Below are 21,228 nucleotides of genomic sequence, written 5' to 3'. Positions count from 1 at the left end.
CCACGGCACGTGGATTCGGCGCCACCCGGCCTCCGCGGTTCAGAACTCGATCGGTCCCCCTGCACCGTCGTGGCGAGGGAGTCGGAGCACGAACCTGGCCCCTCCTTCTGGAAGATTGCCGGCTTGGATGTCGCCGCCGTGCAGCCGGGCGTTGGCCTGGGCGATCGCGAGCCCGAGCCCGCTGCTCTCCGAACGGCTCCGCGCCACGTCCGCCTTGTAGAACCGGTCGAACACGTGCGGCTGCACTTCGGGACTCAGCCCAGGACCGTGGTCGGTGACCTCCAGCTCGACCTGGTCCTCGGTGTCCCGGAGAACCACGGAAACCGGTGGTCGGCCGTGGCGCAGGGCATTACCCACCAGATTCGCGACGATGACGTCCAGTCGGCGCCGGTCCAGCCTGGCGAACACTCCGTTCGGCAGCTCCAGTTGCACAGCATCGGTCCACCGCCTGGCGTCGAGTGTCGCCCTCACCGCTTCCCCGACATCGGTGTATTCCTGCACCAACTGGGCTGAGCCCGCGTCGAATCGCGAAACCTCGATCAGGTCTTCGGCCAACCGGGCCAGCCGACGGGTTTCCCGCACGATGAGCTGGGCCGATCTGGCCGCGTCGTCCGGCAGGTGAGAAGCCTCCCGTTCAAGGATGTCGGTCACCGCGACCATCGCGCTCAGCGGAGTGCGCAGTTCGTGGGAGACGTCGGCGACGAATCGGCGAGCGTCGGCTTCCATGCGTCGGAGTTCGGCAACGATGCGTTCCAGCTCCGCTGCGGTGTTGTTGAAGGTGCTCGCGAGCTCGGCCAGCTCATCGTTACCGCGCACTTGGAGCCGTGCGGTGAGGTCTCCGTCGGAAAGCCTGATCGTCGCTCGGCGGAGCTCGCGCACCGGTCGCAGCACGCCTCTGGCGGACAGCAGCGCGACCAGCACGGCCAGCGGCACTGCGAGCACACCCGTCAGCCACGCCATGCGGGCTTGGGTGTTGATCTGTTGCTGGATGGCCGACAGGTCGTGAACGACGTAGACCTCCACACCCGAAGGCACGCTCGCGGCGCTTGACCGCCTGGTCAGCACGGGCATCCCGATAACCAGCGCGGGCCCTCGGGGGGTGCCGACCCGCTGCACTTCGACTCGCGAACGGGTGCGCACGGCTGCCTGTAGTTGCGCAGAGATCGCCGGGTCGAGCGGCGTTCCCGGAGTACGCAGATCGTGGTAGACGACGGTGGCGCCGGTGGGAAGCTGCGCGGCGAGCGCGTCCAACGACGACTGGTCCGGGGGGTAGGTCAGGTCCGGAGCGAGTGCGGTCACGCGCTGCCGTACCTCGGCGACTGCCGAGTTCTGGTCCGCAGCCAGCAGGGACGAACGTGCCGTGGCATAGCCGGCGATGGTGGCCGTGGCCACGGCCACCATCGACACCAGCAGGAAAGCGAACACGAGCCGAACGCGCAGCCCGCTCAGGAGTCGGGGAGACCTCACCGGACCTCTTTCACTATCAAACCGGTCCGAAGCGGTAGCCGAAGCCCCACACTGTTTGCACGTAGGCGGGGCTCGCCGGGCTGTCCTCGATCTTGGAGCGCAATCGTTGCACGCAGGCGTCGACGAGCCGGGAGTCCCCGAGGTAGTCGTGTTCCCACACCGCCTCCAGCAGCTGCTGTCGGCTGAACACCTGACCTGGTGCCGCGGACAAGGTGAGCAGCAGCCGCAGCTCCGTCGGCGCCAGCGCCACCCGGTTGCCGGCCTTGGTCACCACCAGCGAGGCCCGGTCGATCACCAGGTCCCCGTGGGTCTGGGCCGATGGCTGCGGTGATGCGCCACGACGCAGCACAGCCCTGATTCGGGCGTCGAGGACCCGGGGCTGGACGGGCTTGACCACGTAGTCGTCGGCGCCCGCCTCCAGCCCGCTGACCACGTCCAGATCGTCACTTCGTGCCGTCAGCATGATGATCGGGACCTCGCCGGAGCCGCGGATGCGGCGGCACACCTCGAAGCCGTCCATCCCCGGCAGCATCAGATCGAGCACCACGATGTCCGGCGGCTGCGACCGGAAAACAGCGAGCCCCTCCTCCCCCGTCGACGCGGTCCGCACCACATGTGCCTGCTGGCCAAGGCCGAGCTGCATCCCCTCCCGCACCGCGGGATCATCCTCGATCAACAAAACGTGTGACACCCGAACAGTATCGGCTTCGCGCCGACCAGCCCCGTCACCCGGTTCGGACGTCCCGAAGACCGCCCCGCAAGGCCGCGCACGAGCCGTGACGAATGGTGACGCGGTCATTTGACCTGGGGTGGAAGCGCCTCGACCACCAGGTCAGCGTAGAGGTCGGTGCCATCGGGGTTCCGCGGGTGCGTGGCATCGTCCCAGAGGGCACCCGGGTGCTTCTGGGCCGCGGTGCGCCAGTCGACCACGGTGACGTTCGACCACCTGGCTGCTGCTTCCGCCAATTTCGCGTTGACCCGGTCCTGCCAAGGCTTGGGGGTACTGATGTTGATCAGTACGACCTCGCGCTGCGGTCCGGCTTCCCAGATCACGCGTTCCAGGGTGCTGGTGTTGAAGTCGCCGTTGGTACCCAAGCCGACGACGACCACCGAGCCCAGCCTGCCGCCGTCGCGTTCGGACGCGACCAGGTCCGGAAGGTCCCACATCTGGCGGCCGATCTTCACGTCCAAGGTCGCGCCCGGCAGCCTTTCCCGCAGCGCGGTGCCGGCTGCCGCCATGACGGAGTCGCCGAAACCGGTCACCCCGGTCCCCGGCACACGACGTTCTTCGATGCCGGGTGCCCGAGTTCCTTCGATGACGGGCACCTCGGTCGACGGCGAGACCGGGGGTGTGGGGGCAGGGTTCGACGGGGTGGCCTCGGCCGCACCCTCGCCTGCGGCGATCTGGGACTGGAGATCGTCCTTCGGCGGCGCGATCACCACGCCCACGACCGCGAGGAGGACCAGCACCACGCTACCGGCGACGACAGCTTGCCCCGTCCCGGTACCGCCAGTGCCTGATGGAGCGGCCAGTCGACGGATCGTCGCGCGGATACCGTTACGGCGGAACGGTTGCTCAACCCAACGGAAGGAGACCGCCGCAGCCACGAGGGAAACAGCTGTGACCAAACCCACGAACAAGGCGTCGGAACCGGCTGCACCGGTGGCCGAGAACAGCACGATCACCGGCATGTGCCAGAGGTAGATCCCGTAGGAGCGCAGGCCGATCCACCGGAGAGTTCGCCAGCTGAGCAGGCGGCCGAACCAACCAGCCGCCGGGATCGCCGCTGCCACCACCACACCAGCGAGGACGGCGACCAAGCCGAAACCGCCGGAATACAGGAACTCGCTCGACCCGCCGAGCAGTACCGCCATGAAGACGAGCCCCACCACGCCGACCAGGCCGAGCAGGCCGAGGACGCTGGCGCCGGCACGTTTCAAGCCCGCCAACCACTCCGACGGCATCGCGATCGCCAACGTGGCACCCAGCAGAAGACCGAACGCATGCGTGTCGGTGCCGTAGTAAACCCGCGACGCGTCAGCTCCCGGATCGTGCAGCACGATCATCGCGATGGCGGAGGCGCAGGCCATGGCGAACGCGATGCAGGCCCGTACGCTCCGACGCCGTACCAGGCGCAGCACCACGAACAGCACCAACGGCCAGACCAGGTAGAACTGCTCCTCCACTGCGAGTGACCACAGGTGCAGGAGCAGTGATCGATCACCGAACTGCGAGAAGTACGACGCCCCGGTGACGACGGCCCACCAGTTGCTGGTGAACGTCGCCGCCGCCAGCAACTCACCGCCGATACCGGACAGCAGATCGGGTTTCACGACCGTTGCTGCCGCCGTGGCGACCACCAGGACCACCAGCACCGCCGGAACGAGCCGCCGGACCCGTCGCACCCAGAACGTCCGCAGCTCCAGGCCACCCTTCTGCTGCCACTTGGCGCACAGCTGATCCGTGATCAGGTACCCGCTGATGACGAAGAACACGTCCACGCCGAGGAATCCGCCCGGCAACCACGCCACGTTCCCGTGGTAGACGAGCACCATCAGGACCGCGAGCGCCCGCAGACCGTCGAGTCCGCTCACGTATCGCCGCTTCGCGTCGCCGGTTCGGCTCTCCGCCGGTATCCGCTGCATCCGCACCGTCTGTTCGGCAGCGAGCTCACGACCAGCCGACCGCATCCGCAGCGGAACTGTGTCGGCCGCCCCCGGCGGTACCGGTCTCATCGGGACCGTTTCGGCGACGCCCCAAGGCGTTGCCGCCGTGGGAGAGGCTTGCCTGCTACCGCGTTGTGGCGCCATGCGACGCCTTGTGTCCATCTCAATACCCCTTGCTACCGCGGTGGTCGCAACTCCACCGGCGGCATGAGCACGACCAGTCCGGACGTCGAATCGGCAGCCATGTGTGGGGAAGGCCATTCGATGACCACCGGAACCCGCACCGCAGGTGTCCGGTGACGTTTCCCGGTCAGCGGCGAAGCCGCTCAGTCCCCAGTTCCGCGAGCTCCCCACACGTTGGACAGATGCGAACTCCGCATGGACGTCCTGCACGTCTGTCGTTCATGGTCCGCAAGGGATGTGCGCATCGTTCGACGGCCATGTCATGGTCCGGTCACAGAACCCTGCCGGGGCCCTGTTTCCCGGCAACCACTCGGCGGCGGCAAACGATGCGACGGGGCGTGGGCCTCACCCGAGCCCAGCACCTGTTACAGATCCAGGACATTTCCCGCACCTACGCATGCCACCGTCTCGCCGACCTTGATGCCGTGCCCGCCGCATCGTCGCAGCCCCGGACCATCCGGCGCCGGGCTCGCCACATCACCATCGCGCTCGTGTCGGCGCCGGGGCGATCGGTGCCGCCCGGTGTCCATCGCTCGTCCGGCAGCGGGCACGGCGGCCGGGGCTGCCAGGGTGTCGCGGGGGATCGAGACGACGGTGGCGCTTCGGCGGCTCGTCGACGCGATCGGCGGCATCGAGGTCACGCTGCCGGAACCCGTCGACGATCCCTACAGCGGTCTTCACCTCGGCCGCCATCTGCTCGACGGCGAGCAGGCACTGGCCTTCAACCGCACCACGCACGGTGTCGGCGACGGCAGCGACGTCGCCAGGATCGGCCTGCAACACCAGTTCCTCACCGCGCTCCAGCACAAGCTGGATGCCGAACAGCTGCTGTCCGACCCCGTGCAACTTCAACGGATCCTTCCTCCGGCTGGTGATGACCGATGTCGCCGAGCGCGGGATGACGGTGGTGCTGGCCTCGCACTCGCTCGGTGAACTGCGCGACGTGTGCGATCACCTCCTGCTGCTGCACGCCGGTCAGGTGCTGCTCAACGGTGATGTGGAGGAGATCCTCGACGACCACCTCGACGTCATCGGCCCAGTCGACGACGGATCCTCGGTCACCGGCATGGTGATCCACACGAGGCGAACGGGCCGGCAGCAGCGCTCGCTCGTGCGCTCCCCCGGCTCGCTCCCGGCGGGCTGGGAGGGGCAGCGGCCGGAGCTCGAAGGGCTCGTGACGGACTACCTGCGGGCTTGGCAGGGAAGTCGCTGATCACGCGCCGGTCGGGCGTTGCTGTTCTGCGGTGTCCGGTTGGCAAACGCGGATGGATCTGCCGTCCCGGATTCGTCCGGCGGAACGAACGGACGGCGGGCGAAAGCTCCTAGGGTCGCCACAGCGAGGCTAGTAGTGCTTTGTTCGGTTGTTGACCGGCGCCTGCCCTACCTGTCACCGCGTTTGGCCCGAGATCCCGCAACGAGTGCCGACCCAACAAAGCACTACTGGGCGTGCAGAGTGCCGCTGACGACGGTGACGGCGTGCCCGGCGATCGCGACACGGCCCGGGGCTGCCAGCCGCACGTGGACGAACCCGCCGCGCTCGGACGCCTGTTCGGCGAGGAATTCCGCGACACCGAGCCGTTCGCCCCACCAACTCGCGAGCGTGCAGTGCGCCGAGCCCGTCACCGGGTCTTCCGGGATTCCGGCAGCGGGGGCGAAGAACCGGCTGACGACGTCCGCTCGGCCGTCGCCCCGCGCGGTGATGAGCACACCGCGCGTCGGGATTTCGGCCAGCGCGGCCAGGTCCGGGTGCACCGCGCGGACCTCGGCGGCCGACCGCGCCTCGACGAGCACATCGCTGCGACCACGCCACACCGAGAGCACGGTGATGCCTGGCAGTCCGGCCGCGAGTTCTTCGGGCGGGGTCACCGGCTCCGGCGGGTCGGCGGGTAGTTCCATCTCGACCGACCCGTCGTCACGCGCAGTGCAGACCAGGATCCCGCTTCGGGTGTCGAAGCGTTGGTCCCCACCGAGCACGTGGGTGGTCGCGAGCGTCGCGTGCCCGCACAGATCGACCTCGGTGGTCGGCGTGAACCAGCGGAGCGGCTTCGGGCTTGCGGTCGGGGCGGAGACGTCGACGAACGCCGTGGCGGCGTGTCCGTACTCGGCCGCCACCGCCTGCATCCACGTCCCGTCCGCCGGGCGGTCCAGCAGCACCACGCCTGCCGGGTTGCCGCGGAACGGCACCTCGGTGAAAGCATCGACCACGTACGTGCGCACGAACCGACCGTAACCCGCGGGGCTCGCAGCGCGGGCCGCGGCCCGCGCCGTCAGCCCTGGTCGGACCCTGCCACGATGCTGCGTTCGATGGCTTCGGTGGCGAACTCGACGAGGCGCTTCGGGCGGACGCGGCTCTGCCGGGAGCCGCCGAGGAGCACGTCGTCGGCGATGCCGATGAGCGCATCCCACACCCAGTGCGGCAGGGCCGGGTCGTCGATCAGGGTCTGCCCGCACGCCTCGGCCGTCTCCCGCAGCGCGCGCTCCAGCGCGTCGAGGGTGCGGCGGTACACCGTCGCCGAGGTCACCACGCCCTTGCCGCGCCTGCCCCCGGCGAGCACCTTCGCCTCCCACTGCGGCGCGGACCTGCCGAGCCGGCGCCACAGTTCGGTGATGTGCGGCAGGATCTCCCGCAGCACGCCGGCGATGCCGATCCCGCGGTCGAGCTCGGCGAGCACCGCCTGCACCTCCTGGAGCCGCCGGGCCATCAGGGCGACGAAGACGTCCTCCTTGCCGTTGAAGTACTGGTACACGGTCCCGGCGCTCACTCCCGCGCCCGCGGCGATCGCGCGCACGGTCAGCGCCGCGTAGCCCGACTCCTCAAGCAGCTGCTCGGCGGAGGCGAGGATGTCGCGTCGCCGGCCTTCGGCGTCGCCTCGCGCGGCGCGGGCCGTTTCGGTCTTCGCCACCATGGTCCTACCGTACCGCAGCGCGCTGAACAACGTTCAATCCGAGTATTGAACGTTGTTCATCCCGCCGCTACGGTCACCTCCGTGGACGCGATCGACCCACGACGGGGGTGGCGACCCGATGCTCGACCATCTGGACCGGCTGGAGTCCGAAAGCATTGACATCTTCCGGGAAGCTGTCGCGGAGAGCGAGCGACCGGTACTGCTCTACTCGATCGGCAAGGACAGCTCGGTGCTGCTGCACCTGGCCCGCAAGGCGTTCCACCCGAGCCCACCGCCGTTCCCGCTGCTGCACGTGGACACCACCTGGAAGTTCCGGGAGATGATCGCCTTCCGCGACGAGACCGCGCGGCGGCTCGGGCTGGAGCTGATCGTGCACCGCAACCCGGACTGCCTCGCCCAGGGCATCAACCCGTTCGACCACGGCTCTGCGGTGCACACCGATCTGTGGAAGACCGAGGGACTGCGCCAGGCGTTGGACAAGCACCGCTTCGACGTCGCGTTCGGCGGGGCCCGCCGGGACGAGGAAGCCTCCCGCGCCAAGGAACGGATCTTCTCCTTCCGCACCGCCGGGCACCGGTGGGATCCGAAGGACCAGCGGCCGGAGCTGTGGCGGCTGTACAACACCCGGATCGGGCCGGGTGAGAGCGTCCGGGTTTTCCCGCTGTCCAACTGGACCGAACTCGACGTGTGGCACTACATCCACCGGGAGGAGATCCCGATCGTGCCGCTGTACTTCGCCGCCGAGCGGCCGGTGGTCTCCCGCGACGGCGTGCTGATCATGGTCGACGACGACCGGATGCCGCTCGCCGACGGCGAGGTGCCCGAACCGCGCACCGTGCGGTTCCGCACGCTGGGCTGCTACCCGCTGACCGGCGCCATCGAGAGCCGGGCGCGCACCGTGCCGGAGATCATCGCGGAGATGCGGACCACCACCACGTCCGAACGGCAGGGCCGGGTGATCGACCGGGACCGGTCCGGTTCGATGGAGCGCAAGAAGCAGGAGGGCTACTTCTGATGGCCCAACCCACCACCGAGGCCCCCGCCCGCGACGACCAGCAGCGCGCCGACCTGCTGCGGTTCATCACCTGCGGCAGCGTGGACGACGGCAAGAGCACGCTGATCGGCAGACTGCTCTACGAATCCGGGCAGCTGCACACCGACCAGCTGGCCGCGCTGACCGCCGACTCCGAACGGCACGGAACCAGGGGCGCCGAGCCGGATTTCGCGCTGCTGGTCGACGGCCTGGCCGCCGAACGGGAGCAGGGCATCACCATCGACGTCGCCCACCGGTTCTTCGCCACCGCGCGCCGCCGGTTCATCGTCGCGGACACCCCCGGCCACGAGCAGTACACCCGCAACATGGTCACCGCCGCGTCCACCACGGACGCGGCGGTGATCCTGCTCGACGCCCGCAAGGGCCTGCTCACCCAGACCCGCAGGCACACCAACCTGGTGGCCCTGCTGGGCATCCGGCACGTGGCCCTCGCGGTGAACAAGCTGGACCTGCTCGACTACTCCCGGGAGGTGTTCGAGGCGATCAGCGCGGAGTACCGGGAGTTCGCGGCCGGACTCGGCATCACCGACGTCACCTGCATCCCGACCTCCGCCGTCGAAGGGTCCAATGTGGTCACCCGGAGCGATCGGACCCCGTGGTACCGCGGACCTGCGCTGCTGGAGTGGCTGGAGTCCGTCGAGGTGCACCACGGCGCTCCCGCGGATCCGGCGCGGCTGCTCGTGCAGTGGGTGAACCGGCCCGACGACGACTTCCGCGGGTTCTCCGGGCGGGTGGTGCGCGGCACGCTGCGCCGGGGCGATCGGGTCCGCGTGCAGCCGGGGGCGCAGGAGTCCGCGGTGGAGCGCATCGTGACCATGGACGAGGATCTCCCGGAAGCGCCCAGCGGGCTGTCGGTGACCGTCGTGCTGGCCGATGCGCTGGACGCCAGCCGGGGCAGCGTGCTCGCGGCGGGCACGCCCGTCGACGTCGCCGACGTGTTCCAGGCGCACCTGGTGTGGCTGGACGAGCGCGAACTGGTGCCCGGCAGGCGGTACCTGGCCAAGTTCGGCGCCCGCACCGTCGGCATCGCGGTGGACCGCCCGGCCTACCGGATCGACGTGGACACGCAGGCCCGGCGGTCGGCGACGACGTTGCGGGGCAACGAGATCGGCGTGGCGGACGTGCACCTCGACGCACCGGTGCCCTACGAGCCGTACCGCGTCAACCGCGATCTCGGTTCGTTCATCGTGCTGGACCGGTTGACCAACCGGACCGTCGGCGCCGGGATGATCGACTCCCGCTGCTCGGGCGACGTGCGGTGGCAACCGACGACCGTGGACAAGCGGGCGCGGGCCGCCCGCAACGGGCACCGGCCCTGCGTGGTGTGGTTCACCGGCCTGTCCGGCGCGGGCAAGTCGACCATCGCGGACCTGGTGGAACGCGAGCTGCACCGCCGTGGCGCGCACACGTTCCTGCTGGACGGCGACAACGTGCGGCACGGGCTGAACCGGGACCTCGGTTTCTCCGAGGCGGACCGGGTGGAGAACATCCGCCGCGTCGCCGAGGTGTCCGCGCTGCTGGCGGAGGCCGGGCTGATCGTGCTCGTGTCGTTCATCTCGCCGTTCCGCGCCGAGCGCGCGTTCGCGCGCGGGCTCGTCGAGCCCGGGGAGTTCTGCGAGGTGCACGTGGCCACCCCGCTGGAGGTCGCCGAGCAGCGGGATCCGAAGGGCCTGTACGCCAGGGCGAGACGGGGCGAGCTGACCGACTTCACCGGAATCGACTCCCCCTACGAACCACCCCTGAACCCCGAAATCCGGCTGGACACCACGACGTCGGCCCCCGAAGCGGCGGCCGAGGCGGTGCTGGCGGAGCTGCGCGCGCGGGGTGTGCTCGACGACTGTTGAACATCGTCCGATTTCGCGTACGGTGATCTGTAGAACACGTTCTACCGGGAGGGTGCCGTGACCGACGTGGCCGAGGGCTGGTCCGAGTTCTGCCGGGCACTGGAACGCGCCGGGAAGGTGGTGCTGCGCGACACCGCACCGGACACCCCGCTGGACCGGGCCGAGGGCTTCCGCTACCTGAGCCGCCTGGCGCGCGAGATGCTCTACTCCTGCGTGGACAACGCGGACCCGGACTTCCCCCGCCTGCACCAACTCGACCTGGTCAAGATCGGCGCCGACAACCCGGACAACGTGTACCTGTCGGCGAACATCCGCGGCGACCGCAGCTACCGGATCATCGGGCAGCGCGGCACGATCGCGTACTTCAGCATCGGCTCCAAGGCCAACCGGTACGCCAAGGACGGCACGATGGCCTCCACCGGCGAGCTCAGCGACGCGGACCTGGTCGCGGAACCCGACGGCACCATCGAGATCATCGCCAGCGCCACCGAGCAGGGCCGCAACTGGCTGCCGCTCGCACCCGACTCGACCGGGCTGGTGGTGCGCCAGACCTACCTGGACCGCACCACCGAGACGCCCGGGCGGTGGTGGATCGAACGGCTCGACGGGCCGGCCGAACCGGCCGAGCTGACCCCGGAGTTCCTGACCGCGGCGCTGCGCCGGGCGGCGCTCGCGGTGCACGGCACCGCCGCCACCTTCGCCGCGTGGACCGAGATGTTCATGACCCGGCCCAACGAACTGCCGGACTTCGGGCAGAACATGTTCCAGCGCGCCGGCGGCGATCCGGAGATCTTCTACCTGCACGGCTACTGGACGCTGCGGCCGGGCGAGGCGTGGGTGATCGACACCGACGTCCCGGACTGTCCTTATTGGAACTTCCAGCTGAACAACTGGTGGATGGAGTCGCTGGACCACCGCCGCCGGACCTCGGTCAACAAGCACACCGCGCAGCTCGATGACGGGCGGCTGCGGATCGTGGTGGCCGACCGGGATCCCGGTGTCGGCAACTGGATCGACACCTGCGGCCACCGCAGTGGAACCGCCCTGCTGCGCTGGCTCGGCGCGGACGCGCACCCGATCCCGGAATGCCGGGTGGTGCCGCTGGACTCGTTGACGGGCGAGGAGGACCGGTGACGGAGACGAACGCGGCGCTGCGCGTCGACGAGCTGTTGGCCGCCGCGCGGGACAAGGCAGGGCTGCACGAGTTCGGCGACGAGTGGTTCCTCGAACCTCTCGGGGTGCTCGTCGCCGCGTTGAACGACGAAGCGCGGCTGTCCGAGCTCGGCGTCGAGCTGACCCGGCGCAGGCTCACCGCGCTGCTCGTGGACCGACTGCGGTTGCGGGCCCTGCAACGCGAACACCCGGAGATCCTCGACGTCGAACCGGCCGTGACGGCGGTGATCTGCGGCCTGCCGCGCACCGGGTCCACGCTGCTGCACCGGCTGCTGGCCTCGTCGCCGAGGCTGACCGCCACGCTGTCCTGGGAGACCTCCTACCCGATCCCGTTCCCCGGCGAGGGGCCGGACGCGCCGGAGCGCAAACGCCGCGCGCGCGACCGGATGCGGGCGTTCCTGGAACTCTCGCCCGACTTCGGCGACATCCACACCGTGCAGTGGGACGGCCCGGAAGAGGAGGTGATCCTCCTCGACCGGACGTTCACCTCGATGAGCTTCGACTCGTTCTACTGGGTGCCCGGCTACGGCGACTGGCTGCGCAGCGCGGACCAGAGCAGGGCCTACGGAGAGCTCCGCCAGTGGCTGCAAGTGCTGCAGTGGCAGGACCCGTCGCGGGCGAACAGGCACTGGGTGCTGAAGTCGCCGCACCACCTCACCGCGGTGGGCACCGTGCTGGACGCGTTCGACGACTGCCGGATCGTCATGACGCACCGCTCCCCGGTGCGCGCGGTCCCGTCCTACGCCTCGATGGTGCACACGATGTCCGCGCAGTACAGCGACGCGTGCGACCCGGCCGCGATCGGCCGGTACTGGAGCGACCGGTTCGCCACCGGTCTGCGCGAGTTCACCGCGGTCCGCGCCCGGCGCCCGGACCGCTTCGTGGACGTCCGGTTCGAGTCGATGCTGTCCCAGCCGGTCGCCGAAGCCCGCCGCGTGCTGGGCGAGCTGGGACTGCCCGTCGACGACGTCGACGTCCGCGCATTCGAGTCCTATGTGGATCGTGATCGACGACAACGACGCGCCTCCCACTCCTACGCGCCGGAGGACTTCGGGCTCTCGCGGGAGCAGCTGGAGCGGGATTTCGCGTTCTACCAGGAGGTTCTGCCATGATGCTCGCCGACGAAGTGGTGGTCGTCTCCGGGGTCGGCGCCGGGCTGGGCGCCCGACTGGCGGAGCGCGCCGCCGCTGAGGGCGCGAAAGTCGTGCTGGCCGCCCGGTCGACCGAGGTGATCGACCGGGAAGCCGAGAAGATCACCGCCGACGGCGGCGCGGCCCTCGCCGTCCCCTGCGACGTCCGCGAACCGGAGGACGTCTCCCGCCTGGTGGACGCCGCGGTGGACCGGTTCGGCATGATCACCGGACTGGTCAACTCGGCCTACGGGCACCCGGGGTTCGCCGACCTGCTCGACACCCCGGAGAAGGCGATCCGCCGCGCGATGGACATCATCCTGTTCGGCGCCCTCAACATGAGCCGCGCCGTGGTGCCGCACATGCGGGCGGCCGGGCGCGGCTCGATCGTCAACATCGGCTCCATGACCACCCGCAAGCCGATGCGCGGCGAGGGCGGGTACGCGGCGGCCAAGGGCGCGCTGTCCGCGGCGACGCGGTCGCTGGCGCTGGAGCTCGGCGAACACGGAATCCGGGTCAACCAGGCGGTCATGGGCTGGCTGGACGGCCCCGGCGTGCGGTTCTACCTGCGGATGACCGCCGAGCAGCGGGGCGTGACCGAGCAGGACGTCCACGACGAGATCGCGGCCCGCAACCCGCTCGGCCGGATCCCGCCGGACGAGGCGTGCGCGGGCGCGGTGCTCTACCTGCTGTCCCGCCACTCCTCCGAGGTCACCGGCGCGACGCTGGACGTCAACGGCGGAGAGTACATGCCGTCATGACCGAGCCGATCGTCATCGAGTCCATCACCGCGGAGATCGACGCACCTGCCGACTTCGTGTGGCAGGTGCTGGTCGACTACCCCCGCTACCCCGAGTGGAACCCGTACACCGTGCAGGTGTCGACCACATTGGACATCGGGTCCCCGATCGACCTCACCGTCCCCGCGATGGACGGCTCGGACGCGACGTTCGTCAACCGCGAGTACGTCCGCGTCGTCGACCCACCGCGCCACCTGCGCTACGACACCGGCGACGACGTGCCCGGCATCTTCGCGTTCCGCGACCAGTGGATCGACCCCCTCGGGGACGACCGGTGCCGCTACCGCACCACCGACACCTTCAGCGGTGCGCACGCCGAACGGCTGCTGGCCGCGACCGGCCCGTGGATCAAGGCCGGGTTCGACGCCGTCGCCCGAGCCCTGAAGCACCGAGCCGAACAGCTCTGGACGTCCGGTCCCTGAGCGCGGTCACACCGCGGGCCTGCGGCGGAACTCGGTGGTGGACGTGTAGCTCTTGGCCGGACCGGTGACCGCCCACTCCTGCCACCAGGTGTCCGGGTCCTGGACGAGGAACTCGACGCGGTACAGATCGGCGCGGCAGGGATGGCTCGCCGACCACCGGCCGGTGCGCAGATCGAGGTCGTGGAAGAAGCCGCCGTGGTCGAAGTGCACGTCCGCCCGCCCCGGGCCGCGCAGCCGGTAGTGCAGGACCCGGGTCGCCGACGCCTGGTTCTCCCCCATGACCAGCGTTCCCCGCTCCCGGTAGACCAGCGCGTCGTCGTCCGGGGTGAAGCTCGCGACGCCGGTGAACACCGCGAGCTGAGCACCGGCGGGATCGACGATCTCGCGGTCCACTCCCCACCACCCGGCGAAGTGCGCGGTGAGATCGGTGACCGGGAAACCGGTGGCGGCGTCCACGGAGTCCATGGGTGCATTCTGCCGCAGCGCCGGGGTCGAGACCGCCGACCGCGCCGTGGAGGAGGCCACGCCGGAGGCCGAGCCGGGTCAGGGCTGGTCACCGGCCTGCGACCCGCTCGCGGCCACCGCCGCCTCGACGAACGCGGCGACGAGCGGCCGGCGGTCGGACTGCGACCAGGCGACGACCAGACGGCTGGGCGCGGCATCGGCGACGGGGATGCGCACGAGCCCCGCGGGAAGGGGTTCGACGAGCGAGCGCGGGAGCACGGCGATCGTCCGGCCGAGGGCGATGAGGTGGTTCAGCTGCGGCACATCGTCGATTTCCGGCCCGGTTCCGCCGCCGGGCACGCCCTTCCACCGCGGCAGCGTCTCGTGTTCGAGGTCGGCCAGCCGCAGCTCGTCGCGTGAGGCCAGCCGGTGGTCGCGCGGCAGGATCGCCACGCGGTCCTCGACGTGCAACGTCTCGTGCGCCAGCCCGGTGAGATCGTCGAACGGCGCGTACAGCAGCGCCACGTCGGCCCGGCCGTCGCGCAGCTGGTCGGCGCGATCGGTGGCACCGCCGAACACGACGTCCACCTGGCGGGCGTGGGGCTGATCGGCGTATCGGGCGAGGATGCCGGACAGCAGGCCGGCATCGCCACCGGGCTTGAGGACCAGCCGCAGCCGCGCTTCGGAGTCACCGGCCCGGCGAGCCCGCTGGACGGCGGCGCTGACCGCGTTGAGCGCGTGGCGGCCGTGCTCCAGCAACGCCTCCCCCGCCGGTGTCAGCGAGACGTGACGACTGGACCGCACCAACAGCGCAACGCCGAGCCGCGATTCGACCCGTCGAATCGCCTTGGACAGGGCCGGCTGAGCGATGGACAGGCGCACGGCGGCACGGCCGAAGTGGAGTTCCTCGGCGACCGCGACGAAGTACTCCAACTCCCGCGTCTCCAGAGCAGTCATGCCCACAGGTTATCGCTGCGAGGTCCGATCGGTCTTGGACTTCTGCCGCAGGCGCGGGTTCGATGGCAGGCATGCTGCAACACACGATGATCGTTTCGTTCACCGCCCCGATCCCCGACACCGAGTTGGATCGATATCTGGAGGAAATCGAAAAGGTGATGGTGGACTCCGGGCACGTCCGGACGTTCGCGGCTCGGCGCCACATCCGCGTACCCGCCGACGAGCACAGCCCCGTGTTCGCGGCCACCGCGATCGTGCAGCTCGGCTTCACCGACCTCGACGCGCTCAACGCCTCGTTCGCCGCTCCCGGGGTCGGTGAACTCATCCGGCGCTGGCAGTCCCGGTATCCCTACCAGGTCGTCTGGGCCAACCACGAGGCGCTGTCATGACGGACTTCACGGGCAAGATCGGACTGGTCACCGGCGCAGGCAGCGGGATCGGACGGGCGAGCGCACTGGAGTTCGCCCGGCGCGGAGCCGCGGTCGGCGTGCTCGATCTCGACGAACGCACCGCTGGTCGGACCGCGGCGCTGATCGCGGCCGAGGGCGGCACGGCCGAAGCGATCACCGTCGACATCGGCGACGAGCGGTCCGTGCGGCAGGCCGTCGACCGCGTCGTGGCGGCGTTCGGCGGTGTGGACTTCGCCTTCAACAACGCCGGGGTGCCGTCCACCGACCGGCAGCTCACCGAGATGACGGCCGAGGAGTGGGACCGCGTCGTCCGCGTGAACCTCACCGGCACGTTCCTGTGCATGAAGTACGAGCTTCCCGCGTTGCGGCGGCGCGGCGGCGGCGCGATCGTCAACACCGCCTCCAACGGCGGCCTGCACGCGATCCCGCACGCTCCGGCCTACGTCGCGAGCAAGCACGGCGTCGTCGGGTTGTCCAAGGCCGCCGCCGTCGACCACGCCCCGGAGAACATCCGCGTCAACAGCCTGTGCCCCGCGCTGACCCGCACCGCCATGTACGACGCGGTCGCCGCGGGCACCGACCTGACCGCCCGGCAGGAGGCCGTCACCCCGCTCGGCCGGCTCGCCAGCCCGGAGGAGATCGCCGCCGCCGCGGTGTGGCTGTGCTCCGCGGAGGCGTCCTACGTCACCGGGATCGCGATGTCGGTCGACGGCGGGAGGCGAGCATGACGGAGCCGGTCGGCGGCAACCGGGTCATCGCTGTCGAGGAGCACTTCAGCACGGCGGAGTTCCTGCGGGCCGCGCACGAACTCGACGTGCTGCCCGGCGATCGGACCGAGGTGGAGCTGATGCGCGCGGTGGAACGCACCGAGCCGATGCGTTCCCGGATCGTCGACCTCGACGCACGCATCACCGAAATGGACGCCGTCGGCCAGGATCTGGCGGTGCTGAGCCTCAACCCACCCGGGGTGCAGCCGTACCCGACCGCCGCCGCCGTCGAACTGGCCCGCGAGTTCAACGGCGCACTGGCCGCGATCGTGCACCGGCACCCCCACCGGTTCGCCGGTCTGGGCACCGTCGCCCCGCAGGACCCGCACGCGGCCGCCGAGGAGATCGGACGCATCATGGGGCCGCTCGGCCTGAGCGGAATCATGATCAATTCCCACACCGGCGGGCACTACCTCGACGAACCGCGGTTCGCCCCGCTGCTCGACGCCGCCGAAGCCCACCGGGCACCCGTGTACCTGCACCCGCGAGCGCCCAGCACCCCCGCCGCGTACACCGACCACGGCCTGTCCGGGGCGATCTGGGGCTACCAGGCCGAAGCCGGGCTGCACGCCATGCGGCTCATCCTCAGCGGCACCTTGGACCGCAACCCGGGCCTGACGATCGTGTTGGGACATCTCGGAGAAGGCATCCCGTTCTGGCTCCGGCGCATCGACAACCGGCACGCGTTCGCGCGCCGAGTAGCCGGCGCCGCCACCCCCCTGCCCGCGCTGGAACTCACGCCGGGCGAGTACTTCCGGCGCAACTTCGTCCTCACCACCAGCGGGATCGACGACGAAGACGTCCTCGGCCTCGGACTGCGCGCCGTCGGCAACGACAACGTCATGTTCGCGATCGACGCCCCGTACGAAGACCCGGCGGACGCGCTCGCCTTCCTGCGCGGTGCGCCGCTGACCGACGCCCAGCGCGCCGGCATCAGCCATCGCACCGCCGAACGCGTGTTCGGGATCCCGCCCCAGGACGCCGGGATCCGCCCCGCACGGAAGTCCACATGAGACGGTGCACCGCCGGGAGGCCGCGGGGTGAGCGCCTTCGCGTCCCGCGGCCGCACCGGCGGTCCGGCGCCCGGGCGGCCCGCTACCGGGGTTCGAGCACGAGGACCGGGATCCGGCGGTCGGTCTTCGCCTGGTACTCGGCGTACGACGGGAATGCCGCCACGGCCCGCTCCCACCATTGCTCGCGCTCGGCGCCCTCGACCTCCCGGGCGACGTACTCGCGGGTCACGGTCCCGTCCTGCAGCCGGATCTCGGGGTGCGCCCGGATGTTGTGGTACCAGGTGGGGTGTTCCGGGGCTCCGCCCTTGGAGGCGATGACGGCGTAGCGACCTTCGTGCTCCACGCGCATCACCGGGGTGTAGCGGAGTTTGCCGGTCCGCGCGCCGCGCAGCGTCAGCAGGACGATCGGCGCTCCGCGCACCTCGATGCCCTCGGTGGTCCCGGTGTCGAGGATCTTCCTCGTCTGCTCCCGCACCCAGTCCGTCGGGCTGAACTCCGCGGACTCCCGCGCACTGTCCACTTCGAACACTCCTCCCACCGCGCTCGTCCGTGCCGGACGCCCGGGCAAGCTGATCGACTGAACACCCCCACCCTAACCCGCCGAGCGCGGTGCGATCACGATTCGCGCCTCTCCCGGGCGGCCCGGACCGGCTGGTCGCACGTCAGGCGCCGGTGACGACGCGCACGAAGACGACCGGCTCGGATTCCGGCGTTGTAGCGGCAGCATGTCCAAGCCGTTCTCGCTGGCCGGGCTGCGACTGGGCTGGATCGTCGGCCCCACCGGACTGCTGCGGGCCGTCGCCGCGCACCGGGACTACACCACGATCAGCGTCGGTCGCATCGACGACCTGCTGGCCTGCGTCGCACTGGAGCACCGGGACGCGATCCTGGGCTCGTCAGCGCTCCCCGGGGACGTTCCCGGGCCGTGGACCTGCGCTCATGCCGTTTCGGCATCGAACTGCGCGGTTCGGTCTTTGTCCGGGGGACGGCGCGTTCCTAGGCTTCGGATACCGATTGATCCGAAAGGAGCGCGAGTGTCCATTTCCCTTCCCCGGACGAGCGTGCGGGCGGTCCTCGCCGCCCTGGTCCTCGCCCTGCTGTCCTCCTGCGCGACCGCTCCGGCCGAGGCACCGCCGACGGGGCAGAACGAGTTCCAGCGGCTCGAACGCTCCTTCGGGGCCCGGCTCGGGGTGTACGCGGTGGACGTCGCCACCGGCCGGGAGGTGGCGTACCGGGCCGACGAGCGGTTCTCCTACGCCTCGACGCACAAGGTGTTCACCGCCGGCGCCGTGCTGCAACGGACGCCCATCCCCGGGTTGGAGCGGAACGTGACGTACCGCCCGGAGGACGTGGTGAAGAACTCGCCGGTCACCGAACAGCACGTCGACACCGGGATGACGCTGCGCGCCCTGGTGGACGCCGCCGTCCGCGACAGCGACAACACCGCGGACAACCTGCTGTTCCGGGAGATCGGCGGTCCGGCGGGACTGGCCGAGGTGCTGCGCGGGATCGGTGACACCACCACCCACGTCGACGGGATCGAACCGCTCACCAAGACCGACCCGGCCCGCGTCCGCGACACCAGCACGCCCCGAGCGCTGGCGCACAGCTTGCGCGCGTTCACCCTCGGCGACGTGCTGCCCGAGGACGAGCGGGCCCTCCTGGTCGACCTGATGCGGACCAACACGACGGGCGACGGGCTCATCAGGGCAGGAGCGCCGGAGGGCTGGCAGGTCGGCGACAAGTCCGGTGCCGCCGACCACGGCACCCGCAACGACATCGCCGTGCTCTGGCCGCCGCACCGAGCGCCGATCGTGCTCTCGGTCCTGTCCGACCGGCAGGCCGCGGACGCCCCGTACGACAACAAGCTCATCGCCGAAGCCGCGTCCGCAGCGCTCAAGTCCTTCCGCTGAGCCGCCGCCCCCGGACCGCGGACCCGCGTCCCCGCAACGGGATTCGGGCAGAGCACGGGGGCGGTCGCGGCCTGCCGGTCGGGCCTCGGGGATCGGCCCGGCCGAGCGCGTGCCACCGGTGGTTCAGGCGTCCGCGCGACACCTGGTGGCGTGATCTGATCAGCGGTGGCGTACCGACTCCACCAGTATTGCGACGTCCCAGCACAAGATCACTGGTAGGAGAACCCGCATGCGCAAGCGATTTGCCGCGTCCCTGTCGGCAGCTCTGATCTCCGCAGGCGTGGCCACCGGAGCCGCTCTGCTGACCGCCGCTCCAGCGCAGGCGACCTGGTCGGACTGCAACCAGGACTTGGAAGCCTTCGAGATCGGCACCCCGGTCACGGACACGATCTGCCTGAGCACCGAGGTGGCGGGCAGCCTCACCGCACCGGTCCACGGAGATCTGCCGTGCCAGGAAGCGCTCGAAGTCCAGGCGGGCGTGCCGGAACGCCTGGCCGCCCAAGCCTGCGCTGACGCCGTCCGGTAACTCGCCGGCCCCACGCCCGGCTTGCCGGGGCGGACGCGACCGACACCGATTGCAGGCGCCACAAGCCCCTTCCCCGGGCCCGGACGCCTTCTCCGCCGCTCCGGCAGGCGAGACCCCCGCTCCGGCGGTGCGGGATTTCCCACGCCCCCTTCCGCTGCCGATCTCGACCGACGACACTTGGGCGGTGGTCAAGACGCTGCACCCGCGGAACTACAACGACGTCTACTACATCGGGGACTACTTCCGCCGAGGCAACGCCGTGCTGATGAACCTGACGAGCCTCGCGAACGACGAAGCGCGACGCGTCGTCGACTTCGCCGCGGGGCTGGTCCTCGGCCGTGGCGGCGACATCGACCGCATCGACACCAAGGTCTTCCTGCTGCGCCCCAGCGGCGTCGATCGGGGCGACGGATAGCGGGCGGCGAACCCGGTCGCGCCGGGCGGTCCGCGGGGACGGCCCCGGCGCCGCGTTTCGGATTGCGCTGAAAAGCGTTGCCGAGCCCGCACTCAGTGGTCGCGGTCGGTGACCATGTCGGCGAGTGCTTCCAGTTCGGCGGTCCGCGCGTGCGGGTTCGCCGCGTGCAGGTGGTGCCGTGCTTCGGTGAGCAGCCGGCTCGCCTGGTCGTGGCTCCAGGAGCGGCCACCCGCGGTGTCGATCAGGTCGGCGACTTCGGTCAGTTCGGCGTGCGAGAGCGGCTCCTCGCGTTGGTAGCGCGTGGCCAGCTCGTTCCCGGCCGGGGTGCCGGACTGCAGTGCCGCCACGACGGGCAGCGTCTTCTTGCGGCCGTGCAGGTCCGAGTACGCGGGTTTGCCGGTGACGTCCGGATCTCCCCAGATGCCGAGGAGGTCGTCGGCGTGCTGGAAGGCCAGGCCGAGTTTGTCGCCGAAGGCGCGCAGGTGCTCGGTCTGTTCGGGGGCGGCGTCGCCGAAGAGGGTCCCGAGTTCGCAGGCCGCTCCCAGCAGTGCGCCGGTTTTGGACTGGGCCATGCGTTGGCACTCGGCCAGCTCGACGTCGTCGCGTTGTTCGAAGGCGATGTCCATGATCTGGCCCTGGATGAGGTCCTGGACCGAGTTGTTGAGCACCCGGATGCCGCGCAGCGCGGCCGGGTGCTCGCTGGTGCCGAGCACCCCGGAGGCCAGGGTCACCAGCGCGTCGCCCGCGAGGATCGCGGCGCTGGTGCCGAACACGCTCCACGCGGTCGGCCGGTGGCGGCGGGTGACGTCCTGGTCGATGACGTCGTCGTGCAGCAGCGAGAAGTTGTGCACGAGCTCCACGGCGACCGCGGCGGGCAGGGCCGCCGACGCCGTGGCGCCCACGGCCTCGGCGGTCAGCAGCACCAACGCGGCGCGCAGCGCTTTGCCCCCGCTGGCCCGCCTGGGCTGTCCGCGCTCGTCCCACCACCCGAAGTGGTAGCCGGCGATGTGCCGCATGTCCTCGGGCAGCGTGTCGACGGCGGTGCGCAGCGCGGGATCGACGAGTCCGCGAGTCCAGTCGAGGACCTCGTGCGCCGGGGTGCTGGCGTCCCTGGCTCCGGTGGTGGTCATACCGATC

Annotated in this window: 23 protein-coding genes; 14 read left to right on the top strand and 9 right to left on the bottom strand. The window is 70.5% G+C overall.

The annotated features are described in order from the left end of the window. Positions 1-39 precede the first annotated feature (39 nt). From NV263_RS11120 to NV263_RS11110, 3 genes are all read right to left on the bottom strand, one after another. Entirely contained in the window at positions 40-1,401 is a 1,362-nt protein-coding gene (locus NV263_RS11120) for an ATP-binding protein (RefSeq protein ID WP_425571158.1), read from the bottom strand. A gap of 82 nt (positions 1,402-1,483) precedes the next feature. Further along, complete coding sequence (locus NV263_RS11115; RefSeq protein ID WP_263252772.1) at positions 1,484-2,158, bottom strand: response regulator transcription factor; 675 nt, start codon at positions 2,156-2,158, stop codon at positions 1,484-1,486. A gap of 104 nt (positions 2,159-2,262) precedes the next feature. Then, entirely contained in the window at positions 2,263-4,158 is a 1,896-nt protein-coding gene (locus NV263_RS11110; RefSeq protein ID WP_263252771.1) for an acyltransferase family protein, read from the bottom strand. Positions 4,159-4,839: 681 nt separating this feature from the next. Between NV263_RS11110 and NV263_RS11105 the strand changes: the two genes are divergently transcribed. Then, complete coding sequence (locus NV263_RS11105; RefSeq protein ID WP_263252769.1) at positions 4,840-5,250, top strand: LCP family protein; 411 nt, start codon at positions 4,840-4,842, stop codon at positions 5,248-5,250. Beyond that, the gene (locus NV263_RS11100; protein WP_263252767.1) at positions 5,216-5,530 is read left to right on the top strand and encodes a hypothetical protein; all 315 of its coding nucleotides are present in this window, start codon (positions 5,216-5,218) and stop codon (positions 5,528-5,530) included. The genes NV263_RS11105 and NV263_RS11100 overlap by 35 nt, the downstream gene beginning before the upstream one ends. A 224-nt stretch (positions 5,531-5,754) precedes the next feature. Here the strand turns inward: NV263_RS11100 and NV263_RS11095 are convergent, their stop codons facing one another. Continuing rightward, entirely contained in the window at positions 5,755-6,534 is a 780-nt protein-coding gene (locus NV263_RS11095; RefSeq protein ID WP_263252765.1) for a PhzF family phenazine biosynthesis protein, read from the bottom strand. 50 nt (positions 6,535-6,584) lie between these two features. Next, the gene (locus tag NV263_RS11090; protein ID WP_263252764.1) at positions 6,585-7,223 is read right to left on the bottom strand and encodes a TetR/AcrR family transcriptional regulator; all 639 of its coding nucleotides are present in this window, start codon (positions 7,221-7,223) and stop codon (positions 6,585-6,587) included. 118 nt (positions 7,224-7,341) lie between these two features. Here NV263_RS11090 and cysD point away from each other — a divergent pair, with 118 nt between their 5' ends. Genes cysD through NV263_RS11060 form a run of 6 tightly spaced genes read left to right on the top strand, consistent with a single transcriptional unit; the run spans position 7,342 to position 13,646 of the window. Then, on the top strand, positions 7,342-8,238 hold the full coding sequence (gene cysD / locus NV263_RS11085) for a sulfate adenylyltransferase subunit CysD (protein WP_263252763.1): 897 nt from the start codon (positions 7,342-7,344) through the stop codon (positions 8,236-8,238). Beyond that, positions 8,238-10,121, top strand: coding sequence for an adenylyl-sulfate kinase (cysC, locus tag NV263_RS11080; RefSeq protein ID WP_263252762.1), 1,884 nt, complete (start codon positions 8,238-8,240; stop codon positions 10,119-10,121). Before cysD ends, cysC begins: the two co-directional genes overlap by 1 nt. 57 nt (positions 10,122-10,178) lie before the next feature. Then, entirely contained in the window at positions 10,179-11,255 is a 1,077-nt protein-coding gene (locus NV263_RS11075) for a DUF1214 domain-containing protein (RefSeq protein WP_263252761.1), read from the top strand. After that, positions 11,252-12,406 (top strand): sulfotransferase family protein, encoded by a 1,155-nt coding sequence (locus tag NV263_RS11070; protein WP_263252760.1) that lies wholly within the window; start codon positions 11,252-11,254, stop codon positions 12,404-12,406. The genes NV263_RS11075 and NV263_RS11070 overlap by 4 nt, the downstream gene beginning before the upstream one ends. After that, on the top strand, positions 12,403-13,185 hold the full coding sequence (locus NV263_RS11065; RefSeq protein WP_263252758.1) for an SDR family oxidoreductase: 783 nt from the start codon (positions 12,403-12,405) through the stop codon (positions 13,183-13,185). Before NV263_RS11070 ends, NV263_RS11065 begins: the two co-directional genes overlap by 4 nt. Further along, positions 13,182-13,646 carry an SRPBCC domain-containing protein gene (locus tag NV263_RS11060; RefSeq protein ID WP_263252757.1) on the top strand — a complete coding sequence of 155 codons (465 nt, stop codon included), beginning with the start codon at positions 13,182-13,184 and terminating at the stop codon, positions 13,644-13,646. Before NV263_RS11065 ends, NV263_RS11060 begins: the two co-directional genes overlap by 4 nt. A 6-nt stretch (positions 13,647-13,652) precedes the next feature. Here the strand turns inward: NV263_RS11060 and NV263_RS11055 are convergent, their stop codons facing one another. After that, positions 13,653-14,111 carry a DUF6314 family protein gene (locus NV263_RS11055; RefSeq protein ID WP_263252756.1) on the bottom strand — a complete coding sequence of 153 codons (459 nt, stop codon included), beginning with the start codon at positions 14,109-14,111 and terminating at the stop codon, positions 13,653-13,655. A gap of 78 nt (positions 14,112-14,189) precedes the next feature. Continuing rightward, entirely contained in the window at positions 14,190-15,047 is an 858-nt protein-coding gene (locus NV263_RS11050; RefSeq protein ID WP_263252754.1) for a LysR family transcriptional regulator, read from the bottom strand. Positions 15,048-15,133: 86 nt separating this feature from the next. Here NV263_RS11050 and NV263_RS11045 point away from each other — a divergent pair, with 86 nt between their 5' ends. From NV263_RS11045 to NV263_RS11035, 3 genes are read left to right on the top strand one after another with little or no spacing between them, the layout of a single operon-like run. Continuing rightward, positions 15,134-15,436: a hypothetical protein gene (locus NV263_RS11045; RefSeq protein WP_263252752.1), complete on the top strand. Its 303-nt coding sequence runs from the start codon at positions 15,134-15,136 to the stop codon at positions 15,434-15,436. Continuing rightward, positions 15,433-16,185 carry an SDR family NAD(P)-dependent oxidoreductase gene (locus tag NV263_RS11040; protein WP_263252750.1) on the top strand — a complete coding sequence of 251 codons (753 nt, stop codon included), beginning with the start codon at positions 15,433-15,435 and terminating at the stop codon, positions 16,183-16,185. Before NV263_RS11045 ends, NV263_RS11040 begins: the two co-directional genes overlap by 4 nt. Further along, positions 16,182-17,237: an amidohydrolase family protein gene (locus tag NV263_RS11035; RefSeq protein WP_263252746.1), complete on the top strand. Its 1,056-nt coding sequence runs from the start codon at positions 16,182-16,184 to the stop codon at positions 17,235-17,237. Before NV263_RS11040 ends, NV263_RS11035 begins: the two co-directional genes overlap by 4 nt. Before the next feature lie 82 nt (positions 17,238-17,319). Here the strand turns inward: NV263_RS11035 and NV263_RS11030 are convergent, their stop codons facing one another. Further along, complete coding sequence (locus NV263_RS11030; protein ID WP_263252744.1) at positions 17,320-17,757, bottom strand: nitroreductase family deazaflavin-dependent oxidoreductase; 438 nt, start codon at positions 17,755-17,757, stop codon at positions 17,320-17,322. Between the two features lie 520 nt (positions 17,758-18,277). Between NV263_RS11030 and bla the strand changes: the two genes are divergently transcribed. The 3 genes from bla (at position 18,278) to NV263_RS11015 (ending at position 20,091) form a co-directional block, all read left to right on the top strand. Next, complete coding sequence (bla, locus tag NV263_RS11025) at positions 18,278-19,150, top strand: class A beta-lactamase (protein WP_263254160.1); 873 nt, start codon at positions 18,278-18,280, stop codon at positions 19,148-19,150. A gap of 229 nt (positions 19,151-19,379) precedes the next feature. After that, the gene (locus tag NV263_RS11020; RefSeq protein WP_263252743.1) at positions 19,380-19,676 is read left to right on the top strand and encodes a hypothetical protein; all 297 of its coding nucleotides are present in this window, start codon (positions 19,380-19,382) and stop codon (positions 19,674-19,676) included. Positions 19,677-19,860: 184 nt separating this feature from the next. Further along, on the top strand, positions 19,861-20,091 hold the full coding sequence (locus NV263_RS11015; RefSeq protein WP_263252741.1) for a cell division protein SepF: 231 nt from the start codon (positions 19,861-19,863) through the stop codon (positions 20,089-20,091). A gap of 92 nt (positions 20,092-20,183) precedes the next feature. Here NV263_RS11015 and NV263_RS11010 read toward each other — a convergent pair whose 3' ends face one another. Further along, positions 20,184-21,221, bottom strand: coding sequence for a family 2 encapsulin nanocompartment cargo protein polyprenyl transferase (locus NV263_RS11010; RefSeq protein ID WP_263252739.1), 1,038 nt, complete (start codon positions 21,219-21,221; stop codon positions 20,184-20,186). Positions 21,222-21,228 lie beyond the last annotated feature (7 nt).

This window comes from Saccharopolyspora rosea (assembly GCF_025643595.1).
Taxonomy (GTDB): Bacteria; Actinomycetota; Actinomycetes; order Mycobacteriales; family Pseudonocardiaceae; genus Saccharopolyspora; species Saccharopolyspora rosea.
The sequence above is the reverse complement of the archived record's forward strand: the minus strand, read 5'-3'. Positions and strand labels throughout refer to the sequence as shown.